At 65.8% G+C, this 17,201-nt stretch carries 14 protein-coding genes; 7 read left to right on the top strand and 7 right to left on the bottom strand.

Going from position 1 to position 17,201, the window contains the following annotated elements; genetic code table 11:
• Nucleotides 1-4: 4 nt before the first annotated feature.
• Genes otsA through otsB form a run of 3 tightly spaced genes read right to left on the bottom strand, consistent with a single transcriptional unit; the run spans nucleotide 5 to nucleotide 4,093 of the window.
• The gene (gene otsA / locus B2246_RS27420; RefSeq protein WP_008644400.1) at nucleotides 5-1,399 is read right to left on the bottom strand and encodes an alpha,alpha-trehalose-phosphate synthase (UDP-forming); all 1,395 of its coding nucleotides are present in this window, start codon (nucleotides 1,397-1,399) and stop codon (nucleotides 5-7) included.
• A gap of 31 nt (nucleotides 1,400-1,430) precedes the next feature.
• Complete coding sequence (locus B2246_RS27415; RefSeq protein ID WP_286882496.1) at nucleotides 1,431-3,296, bottom strand: glycoside hydrolase family 15 protein; 1,866 nt, start codon at nucleotides 3,294-3,296, stop codon at nucleotides 1,431-1,433.
• Entirely contained in the window at nucleotides 3,293-4,093 is an 801-nt protein-coding gene (gene otsB, locus B2246_RS27410) for a trehalose-phosphatase (protein WP_008644402.1), read from the bottom strand. Before otsB ends, B2246_RS27415 begins: the two co-directional genes overlap by 4 nt.
• Nucleotides 4,094-4,285: 192 nt before the next feature.
• On the opposite strand from otsB, the gene ilvA reads away from it, so the two are divergent.
• Both ilvA and queF read left to right on the top strand, forming a co-directional pair.
• Nucleotides 4,286-5,821 carry a threonine ammonia-lyase, biosynthetic gene (gene ilvA, locus B2246_RS27405; RefSeq protein ID WP_286882497.1) on the top strand — a complete coding sequence of 512 codons (1,536 nt, stop codon included), beginning with the start codon at nucleotides 4,286-4,288 and terminating at the stop codon, nucleotides 5,819-5,821.
• Between the two features lie 11 nt (nucleotides 5,822-5,832).
• Entirely contained in the window at nucleotides 5,833-6,666 is an 834-nt protein-coding gene (queF, locus tag B2246_RS27400; RefSeq protein WP_008644406.1) for an NADPH-dependent 7-cyano-7-deazaguanine reductase QueF, read from the top strand.
• Between the two features lie 12 nt (nucleotides 6,667-6,678).
• Here queF and B2246_RS27395 read toward each other — a convergent pair whose 3' ends face one another.
• Nucleotides 6,679-8,085 (bottom strand): carbohydrate porin, encoded by a 1,407-nt coding sequence (locus B2246_RS27395; protein ID WP_286882499.1) that lies wholly within the window; start codon nucleotides 8,083-8,085, stop codon nucleotides 6,679-6,681.
• Between the two features lie 201 nt (nucleotides 8,086-8,286).
• On the opposite strand from B2246_RS27395, the gene B2246_RS27390 reads away from it, so the two are divergent.
• Genes B2246_RS27390 through B2246_RS27370 form a run of 5 tightly spaced genes read left to right on the top strand, consistent with a single transcriptional unit; the run spans nucleotide 8,287 to nucleotide 13,584 of the window.
• Complete coding sequence (locus B2246_RS27390; protein ID WP_008644410.1) at nucleotides 8,287-8,979, top strand: TetR/AcrR family transcriptional regulator; 693 nt, start codon at nucleotides 8,287-8,289, stop codon at nucleotides 8,977-8,979.
• A gap of 17 nt (nucleotides 8,980-8,996) precedes the next feature.
• Complete coding sequence (locus tag B2246_RS27385; protein ID WP_286882500.1) at nucleotides 8,997-9,959, top strand: HlyD family secretion protein; 963 nt, start codon at nucleotides 8,997-8,999, stop codon at nucleotides 9,957-9,959.
• Nucleotides 9,956-10,954, top strand: coding sequence for an ABC transporter ATP-binding protein (locus tag B2246_RS27380; RefSeq protein ID WP_286882501.1), 999 nt, complete (start codon nucleotides 9,956-9,958; stop codon nucleotides 10,952-10,954). Before B2246_RS27385 ends, B2246_RS27380 begins: the two co-directional genes overlap by 4 nt.
• On the top strand, nucleotides 10,951-12,105 hold the full coding sequence (locus B2246_RS27375; protein WP_008644415.1) for an ABC transporter permease: 1,155 nt from the start codon (nucleotides 10,951-10,953) through the stop codon (nucleotides 12,103-12,105). The genes B2246_RS27380 and B2246_RS27375 overlap by 4 nt, the downstream gene beginning before the upstream one ends.
• Before the next feature lie 12 nt (nucleotides 12,106-12,117).
• Entirely contained in the window at nucleotides 12,118-13,584 is a 1,467-nt protein-coding gene (locus B2246_RS27370) for an efflux transporter outer membrane subunit (RefSeq protein ID WP_286882502.1), read from the top strand.
• A gap of 60 nt (nucleotides 13,585-13,644) precedes the next feature.
• On the opposite strand, the gene B2246_RS27365 is transcribed toward B2246_RS27370, so the two are convergent.
• The 3 genes from B2246_RS27365 to B2246_RS27355 all read right to left on the bottom strand — a co-directional run bounded on the left by B2246_RS27365 (nucleotide 13,645) and on the right by B2246_RS27355 (nucleotide 17,131).
• On the bottom strand, nucleotides 13,645-14,844 hold the full coding sequence (locus B2246_RS27365) for a pyridoxal phosphate-dependent aminotransferase (protein WP_186425937.1): 1,200 nt from the start codon (nucleotides 14,842-14,844) through the stop codon (nucleotides 13,645-13,647).
• 80 nt (nucleotides 14,845-14,924) lie between these two features.
• The gene (locus tag B2246_RS27360) at nucleotides 14,925-15,794 is read right to left on the bottom strand and encodes a 3-keto-5-aminohexanoate cleavage protein (RefSeq protein ID WP_008644430.1); all 870 of its coding nucleotides are present in this window, start codon (nucleotides 15,792-15,794) and stop codon (nucleotides 14,925-14,927) included.
• Between the two features lie 11 nt (nucleotides 15,795-15,805).
• On the bottom strand, nucleotides 15,806-17,131 hold the full coding sequence (locus tag B2246_RS27355) for an aspartate aminotransferase family protein (RefSeq protein WP_008644431.1): 1,326 nt from the start codon (nucleotides 17,129-17,131) through the stop codon (nucleotides 15,806-15,808).
• Nucleotides 17,132-17,201 lie beyond the last annotated feature (70 nt).

The following is a 17,201-nucleotide window of genomic DNA, read 5'->3' as shown; positions in this document are numbered from 1 at the left end:
ACCATCAGCCCCCTTCGGTCTCCATAAGCGCCCGCAGATATTCTCCACTCCACCAGTGCACATCCTGCTGGCGAATCCGCTCCAGCAGTTTCTGGTGACGCGCCTGGCGCTCTGACAGCGACATATGCAGGGCCTGCTGGATCGCCTGCGCGGTGGCGCGCGTGTCATACGGATTGACCAGCAGCGCTTCCTTCATCTGTTCCGCCGCGCCCGCGAAGCGGGACAGCACCAGCACGCCGGGATCCTCCGGGTCCTGAGCCGCGATGTATTCCTTGGCGACGAGGTTCATGCCGTCGCGCAATGGCGTCACCAGCGCCACGTTGCACGCACGGCACAGGCCCGGCAGGCGGCGGCGCGCGGTGGAGCGGTGGATGTAGCGCACCGGCATCCAGTCCAGCTCGCCATACTCGCCGTTGATCGCGCCGGTGATGCCTTCCATGTCGCGCCGCAGGTCCGCATAGGCGTCGACCGATTCCCGTGACGGCGCGGCGATCTGGATCAGCGTGGCGCTTGAACGGTTCTCGGGGTACTCGGCCAGCAGCGTCTGGAAAGCCTTGAGCCGTTGGGGCAGGCCCTTCGAGTAATCGAGGCGGTCGATGCCGAGCAGCAGCCTGCGTCGCGCGTACTGGCCGCGCATCATCTCGTAGGTCTCGCGCGCTTCGTCGGCGCGGCCCAGTTCGATGAACTCGTCGACATCGATGCCGATCGGAAACGCCTGCGCGCGCACGGTGCGATGGAATGCACGGAAGCGGTATTCGCCCATCGGCTCGGCGCCGGCCTCGCCCTGCACGTAGCGGGAGAAGTGCTCGACATCGTCGTGGCTCTGGAAGCCGAGCAGGTCATAGGCAAACAGCGCGCGCATCAGCCACTCGTGCTGCGGAATGGTGGCCAGGATCAGCCGTGGCGGCAGCGGGATATGCAGGAAGAAGCCAATGCGCTGGCCGCAACCGATCGCCCGTAACTCCGCGGCCAGCGGAATCAGGTGATAGTCGTGGATCCAGATCACGTCGTCGGGCTTGAGCAGCGGCGCCAGCTTGCGCGCGAAAAGCTGGTTCACGCGGCGGTAGGCATTCAGGTTGCCGCCTGAATCGAAGTCGGCCAGATCCACCCGATAGTGGAATACCGGCCACAGCACGCCATTGCTGTAGCCCAGGTAGTAGGACTCGAAGTCCTCCCGGCTCAGATCCACCGTGGCCAGCGTGACGTTGCCGGCCTGGATCTGGTGCAGCTCGCCCTCTCCGGGCGTGCCGCCGCGGCTGGCGTCCACCACCTTGCCGCTCCAGCCGAACCACAATCCACCGGTCTTGTTCAACGTGTCGGACAACGCGACGGCAAGTCCACCCGCTGCATGATTCCGCGGGTCGGCAACCCGGTTCGATACTGCTACTAGTCTTCCCATATCTCGCTTCTGGTTGATGTCCACTCCTCGTTCAAATCACGCTGTCCCAGGGGGCCGACAGCCGTACGGCGCCATTGATCAGGCCGACCATCGAATAGGTCTGGGGGAAGTTGCCCCACATCTCGCCCGTGACCGGGTGCGTGTCCTCCGACAACAACCCTAGCGGATTGCGCGCCGCCAGCATGGCCTCGAAGATTTCGCGCGCTTCCTCGCGACGGCCGATGCGCGCCAGCGCGTCGATGCGCCAGAACGTGCAGATATTGAAGGCCGTCTCGGGCTTGCCAAAGTCGTCCGGCGCCTCATAGCGCCGCATGTACGGTCCGTCGCAGAGCGTGTCCTCGAGCGCCTTCAGCGTCGAAATGAAACGCGGGTCCTTTGGATCGATGAAATTCACTTCCGCCATCAGCAACACGCTGGCGTCGAGCACGTTGCCGCCGAAACTCTCCGCGAAAGCCTGTCGCGACTCGCTCCACGATTCGGTCAGGATGCGTTGCTTCATGCGGTCGGCATGTTCCGTCCAGTACGCCGCACGCTGCGGGTGCTCGAGCTTGGTGGCGATCTTGGCCAGCCGGTCGCAGGCTGCCCAGCTCATCAGCGCAGAAGACGTATGGACCCGCGCGCGCGTGCGCAACTCCCACATGCCCGCGTCCGGCGTGCCGAACACGCGCACCGCCTGCTCGCCGACGTCCTCGAGCCGGTGAAATTCAGTCAGGCCGCCACGATGCAGCAGCCGGTGGTCGTGAAACGCCTGCGCGGCGCCGAGCACCACGTTGCCGTAGACATCGTGCTGGAAGTGCTCCTGCGCCTGGTTGCCCACGCGCACCGGGCCCATGTTGCGATATCCGCCCAGATGATCGAGGACGCTCTCCGGCAACTCTCGTTCGAGCCCGATGCCGTAGAGCGGCTGGATATGGCCATCCTGCGCCTGCACGACGACATTCGTCAGCCAGCGCATGTAGTCCTCCATCGTGCCGACCTCGGACAGGCTGTTGAGCGCGCGCACCACGAAGAACGCGTCGCGCAACCAGCAGTAGCGGTAGTCCCAGTTCCGGCCGCTGCCGGGCGCCTCGGGAATGCTCGTTGTCATCGCCGCGACGATCGCGCCGGTCTCCTCGTAGAGCGACATCTTCAGCGTGATCGCCGCACGGATCACGGCGTCCTGCCATTCGCGCGGCACGGCCAGCCGGCGGCTCCAGATGCGCCAGTAGGACGTGGTCTCCTGCTCGAAGTCACGCGCGGTCTCCTCCACCCCATGCGCCAGCGTTTCATCTGGCCCGAGAATGAAGTTGTAGTTGCGCGTGACCAGGAACGGCGTGTTCGACAGCACATAGGCCAGCGGCGCGTCAGTGGTCATCCGCAGCGTCAGGTCCTCGCCGATATAGCGCACATGGCTGCTGCCGCGCGTCATCTGCGGCTTGATCCGGCCCCAGTTGAAGCGCGGCGCCACTGTGACCCGTACCCGTGGCGCGCCACGAACCGGCCGGATCCGCCGCACCAGCGTCAGCGGGCGGAAATAGCGGCCCAGCCGGAAAAACCGAGGGCAGAAGTCGGTGATCTCCAGGCAGTGACCATGCTTGTCGTACAGGCGCGTGCGCAGGATGGCCGTATTCGGCTCGTACCACTGCGTGGACTTCGCCAGGTCTTCCACCTCGATGGAAAAGTGGCCGCCATTCTCGCTCGAGTCGAGCAGCGCATTGAAAACGGGGTCGGCATCGTAGCGCGGCAGGCAACACCAGACGATGCGGCCGCGTCCGTCGACCAGTGCCGAGAATGCGCAGTTGCCAATCATCCCGAGCGATAGCGACGGATCGGCGTGACGGCCTGTGCAGTTGGTATCTGTATTGAAAGCGGGCGCTTCAGGATGATGCGCGGCAGGTGTAGTGGCGGGGGCGTTCACAGCGAGTCCTCCGTTTCGGACGAAGTGGATGAGACGGACTGCGGCTTGCCGCCGCGTTGCGCCCTGAGCGCCAGGAGAGCATGGGCGGATCGATGAAGCCAGCAACGCAACGCAGCGGGCCCGGTCACGCTGACCGTGGCGGCCGTGGCGCGCTCGCCAACCAGCACGCCCACCCCACCGAGTTCACGCGCCACGACAAAACCGGCTTCGTCGGTGACATCGTCACCCGCGAACAGCGGCTTGCGTCCTTCAAAGGGGGCCATGCGCATGAACGTGGCAATCGCCCCCCCCTTGTCGACGCCGGCAGGCTTGATCTCCACGACCATTTTTCCGGGCAAGCCTTCCAGCCCATCCACGTCGTGCAGGGTGTCGGCCACCATCGCGCGCACCTGCGCCTCGAGTTCCGGGGCCTGTCGATAGTGAATGGCGACTGCCACGGATTTCCGCTCGATGCGTAGGCCGGGATGGCGCGCGACGAAGGCTTCGAGCCTCGGCATCAATGCCGTGATGCCGGGCGCCGGTGGCATAAACAGCGCTTCGCCGTCATGGCGCAGCTCGGCGCCGTGCACGCCTGCCGCGGGGAGCCTCAGCGGCTGCAGGAAGCCATCGAGCTCGGCAACAGGCCGGCCAGAGATGATGGCCAGGGCGCCGTCCAGGCAGGTGTGCAGCGCGCGCAGCGTGCCAACCAGTTCCGGCTCGACCTGCACCAGCTCGGGGCGCGGCGCGAGGTCGGCCAGCGTGCCGTCGAAATCCAGAAACAGCGCGGTATCGGGTTCGATGAGAGGTAGCGAAGACATCACGCAAGACCGTAACACGTCGATTTGGAAGGTGTCAGCCGGACGCTGTCCTACAACTGTGGCTGTCACTGCACCCGTCGCACGGCAACTGCCAACCTGGCACTGCCAAGTGCGCCATCCATTATCATTGGCGGTTTCCGCCGATTTTTCCGGTTTTTTTGCCGCTGCCCCCGGCGCCGCACCCCGCTGACCATGACCCGCACGCCCGCCAAGCCCGACTATCTGAAAAAAATCCTGACTGCCAAGGTCTATGACGTGGCCCAGGAAACCGAATTGACCTATGCGCCCGCGCTGTCGGCGCGCACCGGCAATGCGGTCTGGTTCAAGCGCGAGGACACCCAGCCGGTGTTCTCGTTCAAGTTGCGGGGGGCGTACAACAAGATGGCGTCCCTCACGCCCGAGGAACTCAAGCGCGGCGTGATCGCCGCTTCGGCAGGCAACCACGCGCAGGGCGTGGCGCTGGCGGCGGCCCGCATGCAATGCAAGGCGATCATCGCCATGCCGACCACCACGCCGCAGGTGAAGATCGACGCCGTGCGCGAGCGCGGCGGCGAGTGGGTGCAGATCGTTCTGCACGGTGAGTCGTACAGCGATGCCTACCTGCACGCGGCCGAACTCGAGAAGAAGCACAAGCTCGCGTTCATCCACCCGTTCGACGACCCCGAGGTCATCGCTGGTCAGGGCACCATCGCGATGGAGATCCTGCGCCAGCACCCTGGCCCGATCCACGCGATCTTCGTCGCCATCGGCGGCGGCGGCCTGATCTCCGGCATCGCCGCCTACGTCAAGGCGGTGCGCCCCGAGATCAAGGTGATCGGCGTGCAGACGTTCGATTCCGATGCCATGAAGCGCTCGGTGGACGCCGGCAAGCGCGTGGAACTGAAGGATGTGGGCCTGTTCTCGGACGGTACCGCCGTGAAGCTGGTGGGCAAGGAGACGTTCCGCATCACGCGTGAACTGGTCGACGACATCATCCTGGTCGATACCGATGCGATCTGCGCGGGCCTGAAGGATGTGTTCCAGGACACCCGCAGCATCCTCGAGCCGGCCGGCGCGCTGGCCGTGGCCGGCCTCAAAGCGTACGCCGAGCGCGAGAAGCTCAAGCACCAGCACCTGGTGGCGATCGCCTGCGGCGCCAATATGAACTTCGACCGCCTGCGCTTCGTGGCCGAGCGCGCCGAAGTGGGTGAAGCGCGCGAAGCGGTCTTCGCCGTGACGATCCCCGAGGAACGCGGCAGCTTCAAGCGCTTCTGCGAACAGGTCGGCACGCGCAACGTGACCGAGTTCAACTACCGCATCGCCGACAAGGGCGTGGCGCATATCTTCGTCGGCGTGCAGATCGCCAGCCGCGCGGAGAGCGACAAGATCGCCGCCAACTTCCGCCGCCATGGCTTCGATACGCTCGACCTGTCGAACGACGAACTGGCCAAGCAGCACATCCGCTACATGGTCGGCGGACATTCGCCGCTGGCGCATGACGAGCTGCTGTATCGCTTCGAATTCCCGGAGCGCCCGGGCGCGCTGATGAAGTTCCTGTCCAGCATGAGCCCGAACTGGAACATCAGCCTGTTCCACTACCGGAACCAGGGCGCGGACACGTCGAACATCCTGGTCGGCATCCAGGTGCCGAAGAACGAGAAGCGCGCGTTCCGCAGCTTCCTTTCGACGCTCGGTTACGTACACTGGGATGAGACCGACAACCCCGTCTACAAGCTGTTCCTTTCCTGACGCCCCCGATCATGACGCTTCCTGAGCACTCGCCGCTGGGCAAGCCCTCGGCGTACAAGACCGAATACGACGCATCATTACTGTTCCCGATCCCGCGCCAGCCGAAACGCGCGGAGATCGGCCTGCCGGAAGGGCGCGCGCTGCCCTTCTTCGGCGTGGATATCTGGAATGCCTACGAGGTATCGTGGCTGAACCTGAAGGGCAAGCCGCAGGTGGCGCTGGCCACGTTCATCATTCCTGCCGATACGCCGAACATCGTCGAGTCGAAGTCGTTCAAGCTGTACCTGAACTCGTTCAACCAGACCAGGATCGCTTCGCCCGAGGCGCTGCAGCAGTTGCTGCATCACGACCTCTCCGAGGCCACGGGCGGCACGGTGCAGGTCCGGCTGGTGACCGAGGCCGACCTCGGCACGCAGAAGATGGGCGAACTGGACGGGCTGCTGCTGGACCGGCTCGACATCGAGACCGATGTCTACGAACCCGATCCGACGCTGCTGTCGGCCGAGCAGGAAGAGTCGCCGGTGGAGGAAACGCTGGTGTCGCACCTGCTCAAGTCGAACTGCCTGGTCACGGGCCAGCCAGACTGGGGCAGCGTGCAGATCCGCTACGTGGGCGCGCCGATCGACCAGGAAGGCCTGCTCAAGTACCTGATCTCGTTCCGGAATCACAACGAGTTCCACGAGCAGTGCGTCGAGCGGATCTTCACGGACGTCATGCGCATGTGCAAGCCGGTGAAGCTCGCGGTCTACGCACGCTACACGCGCCGCGGCGGGCTGGACATCAATCCGTTCCGCACCAACTACAACACGCCGTGGCCGGATAACCGGCGCAATGCGCGGCAGTAGGACCGCACTGACTCAAAACTCCGCGTGGGCCCGGATGCCGATGAACCTGGCGGGCCCGCGATCCCGGTTGTAGCCCGGGTTCCGCATGTACTGGAAGTCCGGGCTCAGGCTCAGCGTCTTCCAGACCGCGAAGCTGTAGTAGATCTCGAATACCTGCTCGGGGCCGTAGTTGAGCGCCCCATCCCCCAGGAACGCGCCCAGGCCACCCGCCGCCAGATAGTTGCGATGGTTGGCCCCCAGCATGTTGATCGCCATCCCCAGCCCCACCTCGTCATTGGGGCGACCCCACGCCGTTCCCCTGAGCGTGCCGCCCCACGACACCTGCCGGCCAATTTCCGTGAACGCGTAGGTTTCGGTCTTGTCGTCGGACCAGTTGGCCCGCAGGAACAGGCCCAGCGAATCGTTGACCTCCTGCAGGAACGCAAGCCCCACGCCCACCTTCGCGTGTTCGCGGCGCACGTCGGCCACGTCCGGTGTCACGTTGTTGGCCAGTCCGAAAGCGATGGCATCGTTGAACGCCCCCATCTTCGCCTTGTTACGCCACAGCAGCAGCCGGGCCTGGCCCGGGCGGCCACCGATCTGGTAGCGCTTTTCGAGTTCCAGCACGTCGCCGTAGTGCTCGAACATGCGCGTGTCGAGCTCCTGGCCATTGGATTCGAGCGGCTGCAGGAAACGGCCGAAACGCGCCGACCAGCCATCGCCGATGTACTCGACTGAAGCCCCCCAGTTGTAGCCCCGCGCATCAGCCGCGTAGTCGAACGAACCGTGCGTCAGGAACGACCAGTTCATGAACTGCGTGCGTGGATCGGACCCGTAGGGGTTCTGATCGAACACATCGAGCACGCTGAAGTTGCCGGCGGTCAGCACCACGCGTTGCTTGTCTACGGTGCGGGCGAACTGGTTGAAATCGGCCTCGAGCTTTTCCTCGCCACCCCCCAGCCCCCACGTCTGACGAATGAAGGCCCGCGCGCGGTAGAACTTCGGGTTGGTGCTGGCCGTCTTGGCCAGTTCGCCATTGGAGGGGCCACCCACGCCATGCAGTTCGGAGAATGGCACGCCCTGGGCCACCTCCGGATTGAAATGGAACTCGGCGCCCTGCCAGAGCCGCAATCCCAGGTCGAGCGTGGCCGTGAACGAATAGCTCTTGGCACGATCGGGCGTCAGGCTGTTCTCGCCGGAGTACCCCGCGCCGAAAGACGGCTTGCGCTGCCAGATATACGTGGTCTGCCCATGGATGGCGAACGGGCTTTCCACATCGGACACGGCTTCCTGCCCGGGCCCGGTGGCTTCCTGCGCGTGCGCCGCCCACGGCAATGCCAGCCCGCCCACCACCAGTACGGCGGCAAACGGGACGGCAAAGCGGCGGGCAAAGCTCGGGCGCAACCGCTGCGGAGCGGCTGGCGGGCAAGAACGCGACATAGGAATTGGGGGCAGTGGATGCGCGCATGCAGGCATCCAGTGGATTGGCGGGCAGCTTAGCCAAAGCCCCATGACATGTCTACCGTGCATTGTTGCAGCGCAGCATATCCAGCGCGCTGCGCTCTCACTCGATTTTGTAACCGATCTTGAATTAATTAATTCGAAAATTAATATCTACTCGATACCGTCTGGAGTTGACTGATGCCAGCCAAGTCCTCGCCCGATACGTCCCCGGCACCGCGACAGCGCCGGCCGGGACGCCCTACGGCCAACGCCAATGATGCCGATCAGCGCAACCGCCTGATCGACGCCGCTGTCACTCTGTTCGCGCGCCACGGCGTGGCCGCCACCTCCACCAAAGCGATCGCCGCCGAAGCTGGCGTCACGCCAGCACTGGTCCACTACTACTTCCACGATCGGGAGCTACTGCTCGATGCCGTCTTCGACGAACGGCTGGAGCCGCTGTTCGAGCAGGTGTTCGACACCCTGGCCGGGCACGCCGGTGACATCGTGACGGTGATCCCGGCGCTGGCGGGCCAACTGATCCGCACGGCGTCTGCCACGCCGTGGTTTCCGGGCCTGTGGATCCGGGAGATCGTCGGTACCGATGGCCATCTGCGCGAGCGGATGGTCGAGCGCGTAGCCCTGCGGCGTGCCTCGCTGATCATGGGACCACTGGCAGCCGCCCACGCGCAAGGCAAGCTGACCCCGGGGCTCGAACCGGCCCTCGTCATGGTGTCGCTGATCGGGCTGGCGCTGCTGCCGCCCGCCACCACGCACATCTGGCGCGGCCTTCCCGGCGCGGCCGATATCGATACCGAAACGCTCGTGCGCCACGTCACCGCCCTGCTCACCCACGGGCTGTCCGCCGGCACCCCGTCCCAAGACAAATAAGCCCATCCGGAGCCCGTATGTTCAATCCTGTCCCCCGTCATGCGTGGTCCCTGCTCCTCATGGCCACGACACTGGCCGCGTGCAGCAATGACAAGCCCGTCAGTTGGCAAGGCTACGTGGAGGGCGAGTTCGTCTCTGTGGCGTCGCCATTCGCGGGCCGCCTGGAAAAGCTGTCGGTCGACCGTGGCCAGCAGGTGGCCGATGGTGCGCCGCTATTCGTGCTGGAATCCGACGACGAGCGCGCCGCGCGGCAACAGGCCGCCGAGCAGCTACGCGCGGCCGAGGCGCAGCTTGCCGATATCCAGATCGGCAAGCGCCCCGTGGAAGTGGCCGTGACCCAGGCGCAACTGTCGCAGGCGCAGGCGCAGGCCCAACGCAGCGCGGCGCAACGCCGGCGCGACGAAGCCCAGTTCGAGATCGGCGGCGTCTCCAGACAGCAGCTTGACGACAGCCGCGCCACGGCGGATGCGGACGCGGCACGCGTGCGCGAGTTGCAGCGCGATATCGACGTCGCGCGCCTGCCGGGTCGCAAGGACCAGCTTGCCGCGCAAAGCGCGCAGGTGGATGCCGCGCGCGCCGCGCTGGCGCAGGCCGAGTGGAAGCTATCGCGCAAGTTCGTCAATGCCACGGTGCCGGGCCTGGTCTACGACGTGCCGTTCCGCCCCGGCGAGTGGGTGCCCGCGGGGAGCACCGTGGTCCGCATGTTGCCCGCCGCCAACGTCAAGGTGCGCTTCTACGTACCTGAGACCGTGGTCGGCGCGCTCAAGAACGGGCAGGCCGTCCATATCCGCTGCGACGGTTGCGCGGCCCCGGTGGCGGCAAAGATCACCTATATCTCGAACGAAGCCGAGTTCACGCCACCGGTCATCTACAGCAACGAGACACGCCGCAAGCTCGTATTCCTGATCGAGGCACGTCCGGACCCTGCCGAAGCACCGAAGCTGCGCCCGGGCCAGCCTGTCGAGGTCACGCAATCATGAGCGACGAACTGGCTATCGACGTGCACGGCCTTAACAAGCACTTCGGCGACAAGCACGTGGTCAACGACCTGACGATGCAGGTCGCCCGTGGCGAGATCTTCGGCTTCCTGGGCCCGAACGGCAGCGGCAAGACCACCTCGATCCGCATGATGTGCGGACTGCTGACGCCGGACTCCGGCGCGGGCACCTGCCTGGGCTTCGACATCATCAAGGAGTCCGCCGAGATCAAGCGCAATGTGGGCTACATGACGCAGCGCTTCTCTTACTGGGAAGACCTGTCGATCCGCGAGAACCTGGACTTCGTCGCACGCGTGTATGCCATGCCGAACCGGCGCGAGGTCGTGGACCGCGCGCTCGAGGACCTCGGGCTGGCGTCGCGTGCCGAACAACTGGCCGGTTCGCTTTCCGGCGGGTGGAAGCAGCGCCTGGCGCTGGCCGCGTGCCTGCTGCACGAACCGCAGTTGCTGCTGCTCGACGAACCCACGGCCGGCGTGGACCCCAAGGCCCGTCGCGACTTCTGGGAGCAGTTGCACCAGTTGGCCGCCCGTGGCATCTCGGTGCTGGTCAGCACGCACTACATGGACGAGGCAGAGCGCTGCCACAAGCTCGCCTATATCGCCTACGGCAAGCTGCTGGCGCAAGGCACTTCGGCCGAAGTCGTCGCCAGCCAGAACCTGACCACGTGGAGCGTATCGGGCGACGAACTGGCCGAACTGTCGACCCAGTTGCAGGGCAAGCCCGGCGTGGACCAGACCGTCGCGTTCGGCACGGCGCTGCATGTCACGGGCAAGGACGGCACCGCGCTCGAACAGACGCTCAGGCAGTACGCCGGCCGGGATCACCGCATCGAGCCGGTGGAGACGAGCCTGGAGGACGTCTTCATCCACATGATGGGTGACGCGCAGGACAACATGGCCGTTCCCGCCAAGGCAGCCGCCAAGGAAGCCACCAAGGAGAGCGCAGAGAGGGCCGCCGGGCCGAAGGGGGACGCGTGAAAGCCGTGCGCCGTCAGATCTCCCGCTTCTCGGCGCAACGCTGGTGGAGCATCGTCCTGAAGGAATTCCTGCAACTGCGGCGCGATCGCGTCACGTTCGGGATGATGATCGGGATACCGATCATCCAGCTACTGCTGTTCGGCTTTGCGATCAACAGCGATCCACGCCATATGCCCACCGCGGTCATCGTGGCCGAGCACAGCGACTTCTCCCGCACCTTCATTGCCGCGCTGGACAACACCACGTACTTCAAGGTGGTGCGCACAATGCCGGACGAGGCCTCCGGTCGCGAGGCGCTGATGCGCGGCGATGTGCAGTTCGTGGTCAGCATTCCGGCCGATTTCTCGCGACGCCTGCTGCATGGCGATCGCCCTTCCATCCTGGTCGAGGCCGATGCCACCGATCCTTCCGCGACGGGCCAGGCCATTGCCGCACTGGCGCAACTCCCGGCCACCGTTGCCCGGATCGACCTGAAGGGCGCGCTGGCGCCACTGGCCGGCGGGCAACCCGCCTTCGACGTCAACGTGCAGCGGCTCTACAACCCGGAGGGCATCACGCAGTACAACATCGTGCCGGGGCTGATGGGCACGATCCTGACGATGACGATGGTCATGATGACCGGCCTGGCCATGACGCGCGAACGCGAGCGCGGCACGATGGAAAACCTGCTGGCCACGCCGGTGCAGCCGCTCGAAGTGATCTCGGGCAAGATCATCCCGTACATCTTCATCGGACTGATTCAGGCGACGATCATCCTGCTGGCTGCGCACTTCGTGTTCGGCGTGCCGTTCGTCGGGTCACCCGTGGCCGTGTATCTGGCCGCCTTGCTGTTCATCGCGGCCAACCTGACCGTGGGCATCACGCTGTCCTCACTGGCGGCCAACCAGTTGCAGGCGCTGCAGCTCACGTTCTTCTACTTCCTGCCCAATATCCTGCTGTCCGGCTTCATGTTCCCGTTCGCGGGCATGCCAACGTGGGCGCAGTGGATCGGCAACGTGCTGCCGATGACCTACTTCAACCGGATGATCCGCAGCATCATGCTCAAGGGCAGCGGCTGGATCGAACTCTGGCCGAACGTGTGGCCCGTGGCGCTGTTCACGGTGATCGTCCTCACCATTGCCGTGCGCTTCTACAAGCGCACGCTCGACTGAAAGGAGACCGCCATGCGCGCGATCCCCACGCTGTTGATGTGCGCCGCCGCGATGTCGATGGCCGGCTGCGCGGTCGGCCCGGATTTCCGCACGCCCGATGCGCCAGCTGACGCTCGCTACACATCGGGCCCGCAGCCTGAACGCCTTGACGCGAAGGACTACCCATCGCAATCGCTGGTGGAAGGCGACGTCCCCGCGCAATGGTGGACGCTGTTCCGCAATCCGCAGCTCGATGAAACCATCCGCGTGGCCCTGGCTAATAGCCCGACGCTGACGCAAGCGCAGGCCAAGCTGCGCGAGGCGCAGGAGAATCTCGCGGCCCGTACCGGCGCCACGCGCTTCCCGCAGGTAGACGCAAACTTCAACGCAACGCGGCAGCAGGTCAACCTGCAGTCGGTCGGCATCACGCAGTTCCCGAGCCCTGGGCCGTTCACGCTCTACAACGCGAGTGTGCAGGTGTCCTATGCGCTGGATCTGTTCGGTGGTCAGCGTCGAGAACTGGAAGGCTTGCAGGCCGCAGTCGACTACCAGCGCTACGAGTTCGAGGCGGCCCGGCTTTCGCTCGCGGCCAACGTCGCCACGGCGGCGATTCGCGAGGCCGGGCTGCGCGCGCAACTGGCCGATACCGTGGCCATGGCCGACGCGCAGAAACGCCAGCTAGCCATCATGCAGCAGCGCCTCGGCCAGGGTGGTGTCGCGCGCGTCGACGTGCAGCGCCAGCAGGCCGAACTGGCGCAGACACAGGCGCTGATTCCGGGACTGTCGCAGCAGATCGATGCCACGCGTCACCAACTCGCCGTCTACACCGGCCAGACCCCTGCCGCCGCTCAGCTTCCCGAATTCCGGCTCGAAGACATGCAGTTGCCCGAGACACTGCCGGTAAGCCTGCCCTCCGAGCTGGCGCGGCGCCGCCCCGATATCCAGGCGGCAGAAGCACTGCTCCATCAGGCCTCGGCGGATATCGGCGTGGCCACGGCCAACCTCTATCCGCAGATCACGCTGACCGCCAGCGGCGGCACGCAGGCCATGCGCATGAGCGACCTGTTCAACAGCTTCAATGTGTGGAGCCTGGCTGCCGGCGTCGTGCAGCCGGTGTTCCACGGTGGCGAGTTGCGTGCGCAGAAACGTGCGAAGGAAGCTGCGTACGAAGCGTCGTTGGGCGCCTATCGGCAGGCGGTGCTCCAGGGGCTGCAGAACGTTGCCGACACCCTGCGTGCGCTGGACGCCGACGCTGGCACGCTGCAGGCGCGCGCGGACAACGCAAAGCAAACGCGCGACACACTGGCAATCGTCAACGAGCAGTATCGGCTTGGCGGCGTAAGCCAGTTCACGGTGCTCGACGCCGAGCGGCAGGCACGACAGGCGGCGCTGGATCTGGCGCAGGCCCGCGCCACGCGGCTGGCCGATTCAGCCGCGCTGATGCAGGCGCTTGGTGGTGGATGGTGGGGAGAGTCGGAAACGGTGGGAAGTTTGAAATAGAGGTGGTTAGCGATCGTTAGCGCGGGAGGGGCCGAGCCAGAGGGTCAGGCCCATCAACCGCTACCGCCCCAGATAGCCCCGCAACCGCTTCACCCCCTCATCGAGCCGCGCCTCGTCGCACGCATAGCACCACCGCACAAAGCCCTCGCCCTCGTCGCCGAACGCGCTCCCCGGCGCCAGCCCGAGATGGGCATCGCGCACGAGCCGCTTGCACAGATCGAGGCTGTCGGTCGCGCCTTTCAGGCGGAAGAACACATACATCGCCCCATCCGGCGCGTGCGCGTCGATACCGGGCAATGCCGATAGCGCGCTCACCAGATGATCACGCGCCGAGCGCAGCCGTCTGACCAGATCCCGAGTGAATGCCTCGCCCTCACGCACGGCCACCACGCCGGCCTCCTGCACGAATGACGGCGCGCAGGACGTGTTGTATTCGATGAGCTTGCCCAGGTCGTCCATCATCGAAGATGGCACCACCATCCAGCCGAGCCGCCAGCCGGTCATCAGCCATGCCTTCGAGAACGAGTTGACCGCGATGACGCGCTCGTCGCGGCCGGCGATATCAAGGAACGATGGCGCGACCGCTCCCTCGTCGCCGTAGTAAAGCCGCTCGTAGACTTCGTCGGCGATGATCCAGATGCCGTGGCGGCGGCAGTGGTCGAGCACGGCCTGCTGCGCGGCGCGGGGCATGACCCAGCCGGTCGGGTTGTTCGGCGAATTGATCATCACGGCGCGCGTGCCCGGCGTCAGCGCGGCCAGCAGTTTGTCGACATCGAGTGTCCAGCCATCCGCGCCGTAGTCCAGCGTCACCGTTTCTACGGTCGCGCCAAGGATGCGCGGAATCTCGACCAGATTGGGCCACAGCGGGGTCACCGCCACCACACGGTCGCCGGGGCCGGTGACGAGTTGCGCGGCGAGCATCAGCGCATTGACGCCCGCGCTGGTCACGGCGATATGGTCGACTGGCGTGGCCCCGTGCAATCGGGTCACGTACTCGGACAACGCCGCCCGCAGCGGCGCGATGCCAAGATTGTGGTTGTAGAAGGTGGCGCCGTTGGCGAGCGCGCGGCTCGCAGCATCGCGGATGAATGACGGCGTGACCTGGTCCGATTCGCCGAACCAGAACGGCAGCACGTCAGGCAGGCCGATCCCTGCATTGGCCACTTCACGGATGCGCGACGCGCGCAGCGCGTGCACGACGTCACGCGCCCGTGGCGGCGCTTCGGTCAGGGAAGACTGGCGGGACGGGCTGGTCGACATCGGCACTCCTTCTGGGGAACGATGAAACGCCTAGCGTACCGGAATCCGCCCTGCCCTGCTGTCGTCGCCAGACGGCTTTCTCAGCCCGCGAAACGCTCGCGCAGCGCATCAGCCGTCATCGCGGCATAGCCAAGCGCGACGAGCGGCGTGCGCACCGCTTGCAGCAGCGCGGCATTGTCCGGCGCCATCGCGCCATCGGGCAAAGTCATGTTGTTCTCGAAGCCGATACGTGCGTGGCCGCCCAGCATCACGGCCGTGGCCGCGCAATCGGCCTCCTGCTTGCCGAATGCGCAGACCGCCCATTCGACGCCAGACTGATCGAGTCCGGTCTCGCGCCACGCGGCCAGGAACGGCAGCAGGTCCGCCGGCGACGACTTCTGTCCGGCCGAATACCGTCCCAGCACGAACAGCACCCAGTGCCGCCCGGCCGGAATCGCGCCGCTTTCGCGCAGGGCCGCATAGCGGCGCACGTCGTCGGCATCGTAGAGGATGTATTGCGCCACTACGTGCTCGCGGTGCATCCACTGGAAGAACTCTGCGGCGGCAGGCAACGCGGCGGCATTGGGCACGAGTTCGCGAATGGCCACCGATGCGGCCTCGGGGCGCAGCGCACGCACGGTCGCGATCTGCTGCGCCGGCTGGTAGATACCGACCGCCTCGGTGGTCAGTTGCAGCACCAGCGCATTGCCCACGGCCTTGCGCACCGCGGCGATGGCCGGCTCGTAGTCGGCCACTTCGAGGCTGTGCGTGGCGTCGGCCTTGCGCACGTGCAGATGGATCATCGCAGCGCCGGCATCCACGCATTCGCGCGCGCACTGCGCCAGCTCGTCGGGCGTGACCGGCAGGCACGCGTGGTCCGCGTGCGTCTTGCGCGCGCCATTCGGGGCCACCGCCAGGGCGAACGGGCGGCGCAAGGTGTCAGCGGTAGCGACAGGATTCTGGTTCGGCATCGTCGCGCTCCTCAGGCCGGCAGTACCGTTTTCACGGCCTGCGTGAAGCGGTCTACGATGTTGTCGATGTCGGTGGGCGTGCAGATAAACGGCGGCGCAAACAGCACGTGGTCACCGTGGATGCCATCGACCGTGCCGCCCATCGGATAAACCAGCACGCCATGCTCCATGCAGGTGCGCTTGAGCACGGCGTGCGTCTTCTTCGCCGGGTCGAGCGTGGCCTTGGTGGCGCGATCGGCCACGAACTCCACGCCGACGAACAACCCACGGCCCCGCACGTCGCCAAGGTTCGGATGGTCGCCGAGCGATTCGCGCAGGCGCGCGCGCAGCTGTTCGCCACGCGCCAGCACGTTGTCCAGCAACTTGTCCTCGACAATCGTGCGCTGCACGGCCAGCGCTGCCGCGCAGGCCGTCGCATGACCGATATAGGTGTGGCCGTGCTGGAAGAAGCCGCTGCCACCGATGATCGCGTCATAGATGCGCGACGTCGACAACATCGCGCCGATCGGCTGGTAGCCGGCGCCGAGGCCCTTCGCGATCGTCACGATATCGGGCACCACGCCGTCCTCTTCGCACGCGAACAGGTAACCCGTCCGGCCCATGCCCGACATCACTTCGTCAAGGATCAGCAGCACGCCGTACTTGTCGCACACGGCGCGGATACGCTTCAGGTAATCGGCCACCGGCGGCACCGCCCCTGCAGTAGCGCCGACCACAGTCTCGGCGACGAAGCCGGCCACTGAGTCGGGGCCGAGTTCGAGGATCTTTGCTTCCAGTTCGTCGGCCAGACGCTGCGCGTACTGCGTGTCGGTTTCGCCGGCCGCCTGATCTCGGTAGGCATAGCACGGCGACACATGGTGCGCCGGCACCAGCAGCGGCAGGAACGGCTCGCGACGCCACGCATTGCCGCCGATCGCCAGCGCGCCAAGCGTATTGCCGTGATAGCTCTGGCGCCGCGCGATGAAGTGGCGGCGTTGCGTCTGGCCGATCTCCACGAAGTACTGGCGCGCCAGCTTCAATGCGGCTTCCACCGCCTCGGAGCCACCGGACACGAAGTACACATGATCGAGATCTCCGGGGGCCGCATCGGCCAGCGTCCGGGCCAGCGTCTCGGACACCTCGGTGGTAAAGAACGACGTATGCGCGTAGGCAATGGTGTCCACCTGCGCCTTGATCGCCTCGATCACGCGCGGGTGGCCATGACCGAGACAGGAAACCGCCGCGCCGCCCGAAGCGTCGAGGTAGCGCCTGCCATTGCTGTCGATCAGTTCGATACCCTGGCCGCCAACGGCGACCGGCAAGGTTTGCTTCGGATTGCGGTGGAATACGTGCGTCATGGTGAGGTGCGGGATGCGGGGGTCTGCCCGGAAACAGGTGTGAGTATAGGAACAACGTCCCGGCAACGCA

This window comes from Cupriavidus sp. UBA2010 (assembly GCF_002335265.1).
GTDB classification, from domain to species: domain Bacteria; phylum Pseudomonadota; class Gammaproteobacteria; order Burkholderiales; family Burkholderiaceae; genus Cupriavidus; species Cupriavidus metallidurans.
The sequence above is the reverse complement of the archived record's forward strand: the minus strand, read 5'-3'. Positions and strand labels throughout refer to the sequence as shown.